The organism is Patulibacter medicamentivorans (assembly GCF_000240225.1).
GTDB lineage: Bacteria > Actinomycetota > Thermoleophilia > Solirubrobacterales > Solirubrobacteraceae > Patulibacter > Patulibacter medicamentivorans.
In genome coordinates this window covers 1-5,521 of record NZ_AGUD01000122.1, presented here as the reverse complement: position 1 = coordinate 5,521, position 5,521 = coordinate 1, and the positions used below count along the sequence as shown (strand labels likewise).

The window sequence follows — 5,521 nt, the reverse complement described above, 5'->3', positions numbered from 1 at the left end:
GGTGGCGGCGCCGGCGACGGCCGGCAGCGTCGCGGTCGACGCGACCGCGATCCCGGCGCCGGCCGCGGCGGCGGCGCCGACGACCTGGCGGCGGGAGAGCGCGTGCCGGGGCTCGTGCTCGTCGGTCGGGGTCGGGGCAGGGGCGGATGGCGCGCTCGGGGCGCTGCCGCGGAGGGGCTCGACGGGGAAGGCGTCTGCTCGATCGTGCATGGAGCGGTTCCGGTTCGAAGGGGCGGCTAGCGGTGGCTGCCGGGCTTGGGCGCGATCAGGACGCTCTGGCGGACCGTCACGGTGCGGCCGTCGGCGTAGCGGGTGGTCACGACCATCGTGGTCTTCAGGCGCGTCCGGCGGCCGACGGCGGCGCGGCCGGCGCTGGAGGGCGAGACGAACAGCGCGCTGACGCCCTGCGGCAGGCGCACCTTGCGGTGGCGGGTGATCTTGCGGGTGACGATCCGGGTCCGCTTGCGGCTGAGCGTCTTGCGCACACGCGACTGGGCGTAGAGCTCGACCTGGGCGGCCTCGGGCAGCGTGATCCGGACCCGGATCCCGCGCGAGCGGAAGCGGACCGGGTTGACTCGCGGCTGGATCTGGAGCCGCGGCGGGGTCGCCGGGCGGATCTCGCCGGACGGCGGCTGCGGGGTGCCGCCACCGCCACCGCCGTCGGGCGGGTTGACGACCGGCGGGTCGGGGTCGCCGGGGCGGACGGTCAGGTCCGCCAGGTCGTAGGGCAGGACGTAGGTCGACAGCTTCCCGGTCCAGCCGATGGTCAGCGGCGACTCGGTGACGTATCCCGGGTCCTCGGGCAGCGCGCCGATCGAGTAGGCGCTGCGCCAGGCGACGGTCATGAAGGGCATCGGTCAGGCTCCGATCAGTGCGGCCGGTACTCGGCCGGCAGCGCGGCTTCGTGGGCTTCGGGGTCGTTGGTCAGCAGCGGGTCGGTCTCGGTCTCGGCCTCGGCGGTCTTCTCGGGGCTCAGCCGCTTGGCCTTCGGCGTGATCGCGACCGTCGGGTCCGGCGGCGCGGCGCGGTGGTGCTCGGGGTAGGCGGCCTGGTAGTCGATCGCGGCCTGGATGATCTGCGGCTCGCTGAAGCGCGGGCCCCAGAACTGGACCGAGAACGGCAGGTGGTCGGCGTCGCTCCCGTAGCCGACCGGGAACGAGACCATCGGCCAGCCGAGGGCGTTGGGCACCTGGTAGTAGGTGCGGTAGCGCAGCGCGTGGGTGCTGGACCCGTCGCGGCGCGTGATCTTGGAGCCGAAGTTCATGACCAGCATGAAGTCGACCCCGGCCTCGTCCAGCGCCTGCTGGTAGTTGGCGGCGGTCTGACGGCGGCGGCGCTCGCCCTCGCGGCGGGCGCCGGAGCTGACGCCGCCGTAGAGGGCGGTCGCCGCCTCGAAGGTCAGCGGGACGCCCGAGCTGGCGGGCACGCCACCGGCGCGGCGCCCGTAGTTGCTGAGCAGGGCGCTCTTCTGGGTCTCCGGCTTGTCGGCCGCGAACGCGCCGACCGCCTCGGCGTAGCCGATCTCGTAGAGGTTCGGGTAGCGGACCGCCGACGACGGGCTGACGTTCGTCCCGTCGACGCGCTCGAGCACGTCGGCCGACGAGAAGTACGAGTTGACCGCTGCGTCCGCCATGTTCAGGCCGGGGAACTCCTTGACGGTCGCGCCCAGGGTCTCCAGCTGGCTGCGGAGGCGGTTGAACGTCGCGAGGTTCTCGGGCGCGTAGACGGTCTGGGGCGGTACTCCGACGTTGTTGCCGGTGAGCCAGTCGGTCTGCGGGATCCCGATCGTCAGCCCGGCCAGCGGGGTCGCCCCGCCGGTCGGCATCGTCGGCAGATCCCCGAACGGCATCGGCGCTGCCAGCGTCTGCTGGTCGTTCTCGGGGTCCGGCCCCATCATCGCGTTCAGCAGCAGCGCCGAGTCGCGCATCGAGCGCGAGATCGGCCCGATCACGTCGTGGCCCGGGGTCAGCGGCATCACGCCCGCCGACGAGCAGAGGCCCAGCGACGGCTTGATCCCCGAGGCGCCGTTGGCGGCCGAGGGGAAGATGATCGAGCCGCCGGTCTCCTCGCCGATCGCGGCCGCGGCCAGGCGGGCGATCGGCGCGACGCCGGAGCCCTGGCTGGAGCCGCCGGGGAAGTAGTCCTTCTGCCAGGCGTTGCCGGCGAAGGTCCCGGTGATCGAGCCGGAGAAGGCCGAGCAGATCGTGTGGCCGAGGAAGACGACGCCCTGCGCGCGCAGCTTCGCCATCACCGGGCCGTCGTCGGTGCCGACGTTGCCGGCGAAGGCGATGGTGCCGTTCTGGGCGGGGCGGCCCTTCAACCCGATCGAGTCCTTGACCCCGATCGGGATCCCGCACAGGTAGGGGGCGGGCGGGCCGCCGTCGCGGGCGGCCTTCAGGCGGGCGTCGGCGGCCTTGGCCCCGGCCAGCGCGTCGTCGCGGTCGACCCGGACGAAGGCGTTGTAGCCGCCGTTGTCGCCGTAGGTCTCGAAGGCGCCGTTGAGCGCGGCGATCCGGGCCAGGTAGGCCTCGGTGATCTCGACCGAGGTCAGCTCGCCGGCCTGCAGCAGCGCGGCCAGCTCGATGACCTCCAGGTCGACCAGGCGGACGTCGCGCAGGCGCGCCTTGACGTCGGCGACCGCGGGCAGCGCGGTCGGCGCGGCGGCCCGGCGCGCGCGGGCCGCTCCGGCGGTGGCGGTCGCGCCGCCGGCGAGCAGCAGCGCGCCGGCGCCGATCGCTCCCGTGCGACCGACCAGGGCCCGCCGGCTGAGGCCGGATGGGCCGGGTGATTCGAGAGCGGTGGGGGCGGCGTCGGCGTCGGTGGGGACGTCGAGCGTCGCCTCCGCGGTGGCGGAGCGGTCGCGCATGTGGGGAGTACCTGCCCGGTCGAGGAGCGAGCGCGCCCGGCGATCATCGCTGGCGCGTTCGCGTGGTCCGCCAAAACGTTAGGGGCGTCCCCTCCGCGAACCATGGCCGGCGGGGCCGATGCCACGGCCCCAGGATCCGACAACTGGAGCATTGGATCCCGCGAAGGTTCGATAGAAGCGCGGGTGCGCGGGACGAGGGCGTCTCCCGCAGCGAGCCCTGGCCGCGTCAGCGGCCGAGCCGGGTCCGCAGCGCGGCGGCGCAGGCGGCGTCGCGTCCGTAGACGCGCCAGCTGCCGACGGTCGCGGCCTGGACGCTGCCGCTGGGGGGGTCGGGGAGGCCCTTGCCCTTGTCGGCCTTGTCGAGGATGAAGCCGCGGGCGACGCGGGTCGAGGCGGGGAGGAGGGTGACCGCGGGGGCGGTTCCCGGGGCGAGGGCCTCGACGGCGAACGGCTGGTCGTCCTGGAGGCCGAGCCACAGCAGCACCTGCGGGACGGCGCGGTGGTTCGGCAGGGCGACGTCGGCGGGGACGCGGCGGGCGCCGGCGTCGGGGCTCTCGCCCGCCTGCCCGAAGGCGGCGCCGGCGTTCTCGGGGCGCACGCACGGCCCGTCGGTCAGCAGCGGCCGCAGGTCCCCGGTCACGGTCCGCAGGTCGCCGATCACGCGCTGCTGCAGGCCGAGCGCGTGGTGCAGGCGATCGACCCGGCGCACCTGGCCGGGGCCGAAGGCGACGAGCACGAGCAGGCAGAGCAGCGCGAACGCCTGCCACGGCCGGCGCCACCGGTGGTCGCGGTCGAGGCGCCGCCAGCCGAGCAGGCCGGCGGCCGCGAAGAGGACCAGCAGCGTCCCGGGGAACACCAGGTAGCGGGTCAGCAGCGGCAGGCCGGCGGCCGCCAGCAGGAAGAACGCGATCCCGGCGGCGATCGTCGCGGCGACCCCCAGCAGCGCCCGACGGCGGAGCAGCAGCAGCGACAGGATCACGCCGCCGAAGGCGGCCAGCAGCACCGGCTCGCGGACGATCTCGCCCAGCCGTCGCGGCATCACGGTGATCGCCGATCCGACGCCGGTCACGCGGTCCAGGTCGGCCGCGTTCTGCTGGGTCCCGGTCAGGGCCTGGAGCGGGTCGCCGGCCAGCACCAGGCCCTCGACGATCCAGCCGAGCGGCGCGATCGCGGCGATCGCGACCAGCAGCGCCAGCTGCCGCCGGTCGACGACGCGCCACCACCCGACCAGCCGCTCGCGGGGCGCCGCGCGCAGCAGGCCGCCGGCGTCGGTCGCCGCGGCATCGGCGGTGGGACCAGGGTCGGTCCGGTCGTCGGTCGCGGGGCGGCCGTCGTCCGGCGTCCCCGCGGCGGACGAGCCGGCCTCCCGCACCTGGACCACCAGCAGGTATCCCACGTAGGCCGCCGCCAGCAGCCACGCCTCGGGCCGCAGCAGGCCGGCGAGCGTGATCCAGCCGAGGGTCCGCAGGCCGTTGCGCGGCCGTCGGGTCTCGGCCAGCAGCGCCAGCAGCAGGAAGACCGCGTAGGGCAGGTCCAGGTAGGTGCGCAGCCCGTAGGAGAGGACCGGCTCGCGGGTCAGCACCAGGATCGCCGCGACGATGCCGGCGCCGACGCCGAACCAGGCCTCGCCGAGGCGATAGGTCACCACCCCGAGCGCGCCGAGCCAGAACAGCGCCAGCGCGATCAGGACGGTCTCCGCTCCGTGGCCGACCGCCGGGCCGCCGCCGTCGCTGAACGGCACCAGGACCCCGGAGAGCAGGTCGCTCAGCGGGTGCGGTGTGGGGGAGAAGAGCCGCTCCAGGTCCGGACGGCTGCCGCCGGCCAGCAGCTGGCGCATCCAGTCCAGCGACCAGGCGCTGTCGTAGTTGACGAACGCCGTCCGGCCGAGCAGCAGCCAGACCGCCACGCCGATCGCGGCGGCGGCCAGCAGGTGCAGGGCGATCCGGCCGACGCGGGGCATCGGCGGGCGACGGTACCGGAGGGGCCGGATCGGCGGCGGCGGGTTTCGGTCGCGGCGGCCCGCTGGCATAGGCTGGAGGGGTGAGGCCCGACGCCGTCCAGATCCGCGTCCTGGGTGCGCTGCTGGAGAAGCAGCGCACCACCCCGGACACCTATCCGCTGACTCTCAACGCGCTGCGCGCCGCCTGCAACCAGTCGACGAACCGCGAGCCGGTCGTCGACTACGACGAGCGGATGATCCGCGCGGCGCTCGAGGAGCTTGGCCGCCGGCGGTGGACCCGCAACGCCAGCGGCCCCGGCAGCCGGGCGCCGAAGTACCGCCACCTGCTCGCCGACAGCCTCCAGATCCAGCCCGACGACCAGGCGATCCTGGCGGTCCTGATGCTGCGCGGGCCGCAGACCCCGGGCGAGTTGCGGGCCCGCACCGAGCGGCTGCACCGCTTCGCCGACCAGCAGGCGGTCGACGGGACGATCGAGCGGCTGATCGGCCGCGGGCTGGTGGAGCGGATGGAGCGCCGCCCGGGTCAGAAGGAGGTCCGCTACCGGCAGCTGCTCGGCGGCGAGGAGGACGCCGGCGGGGCGTCGATCATCGGCGGGACCGTGGCGGCGCCTGGCGCGCCGGCAGCCGGTGGCGCCGTGGCCGGTGGCGGTGGCGCCGCCGCGGGTGGCGCGGCCGGCGGTGCCGCGGCCGGTGGC

Annotated in this window: 4 protein-coding genes and 1 pseudogene; 1 reads left to right on the top strand and 4 read right to left on the bottom strand. The window is 75.3% G+C overall.

Annotated features, from left to right (window positions below):
- From PAI11_RS09660 to PAI11_RS09645, 4 genes and pseudogenes are all read right to left on the bottom strand, one after another.
- Positions 1-210: pseudogene (locus PAI11_RS09660) on the bottom strand (hypothetical protein); the annotation flags it as partial.
- A gap of 26 nt (positions 211-236) precedes the next feature.
- Positions 237-854 (bottom strand): hypothetical protein, encoded by a 618-nt coding sequence (locus PAI11_RS09655; RefSeq protein WP_007573699.1) that lies wholly within the window; start codon positions 852-854, stop codon positions 237-239.
- 14 nt (positions 855-868) lie between these two features.
- Positions 869-2,866 (bottom strand): amidase, encoded by a 1,998-nt coding sequence (locus PAI11_RS09650; RefSeq protein WP_007573697.1) that lies wholly within the window; start codon positions 2,864-2,866, stop codon positions 869-871.
- 226 nt (positions 2,867-3,092) lie between these two features.
- Positions 3,093-4,826 (bottom strand): hypothetical protein, encoded by a 1,734-nt coding sequence (locus tag PAI11_RS09645; protein ID WP_007573694.1) that lies wholly within the window; start codon positions 4,824-4,826, stop codon positions 3,093-3,095.
- Positions 4,827-4,906: 80 nt separating this feature from the next.
- On the opposite strand from PAI11_RS09645, the gene PAI11_RS09640 reads away from it, so the two are divergent.
- On the top strand, positions 4,907-5,521 hold a 615-nt coding region (locus PAI11_RS09640), incomplete at its 3' end, for a YceH family protein (protein WP_138974207.1).

Bases quoted from the DNA above. Each gene is read 5' to 3' on its own strand.
- PAI11_RS09655 (WP_007573699.1), bottom strand. From the start codon at position 854: ATGCCCTTCATGACCGTCGCCTGGCGCAGCGCCTACTCGATCGGCGCG.
- PAI11_RS09650 (WP_007573697.1), bottom strand. From the start codon at position 2,866: ATGCGCGACCGCTCCGCCACCGCGGAGGCGACGCTCGACGTCCCCACC.
- PAI11_RS09645 (WP_007573694.1), bottom strand. From the start codon at position 4,826: ATGCCCCGCGTCGGCCGGATCGCCCTGCACCTGCTGGCCGCCGCCGCG.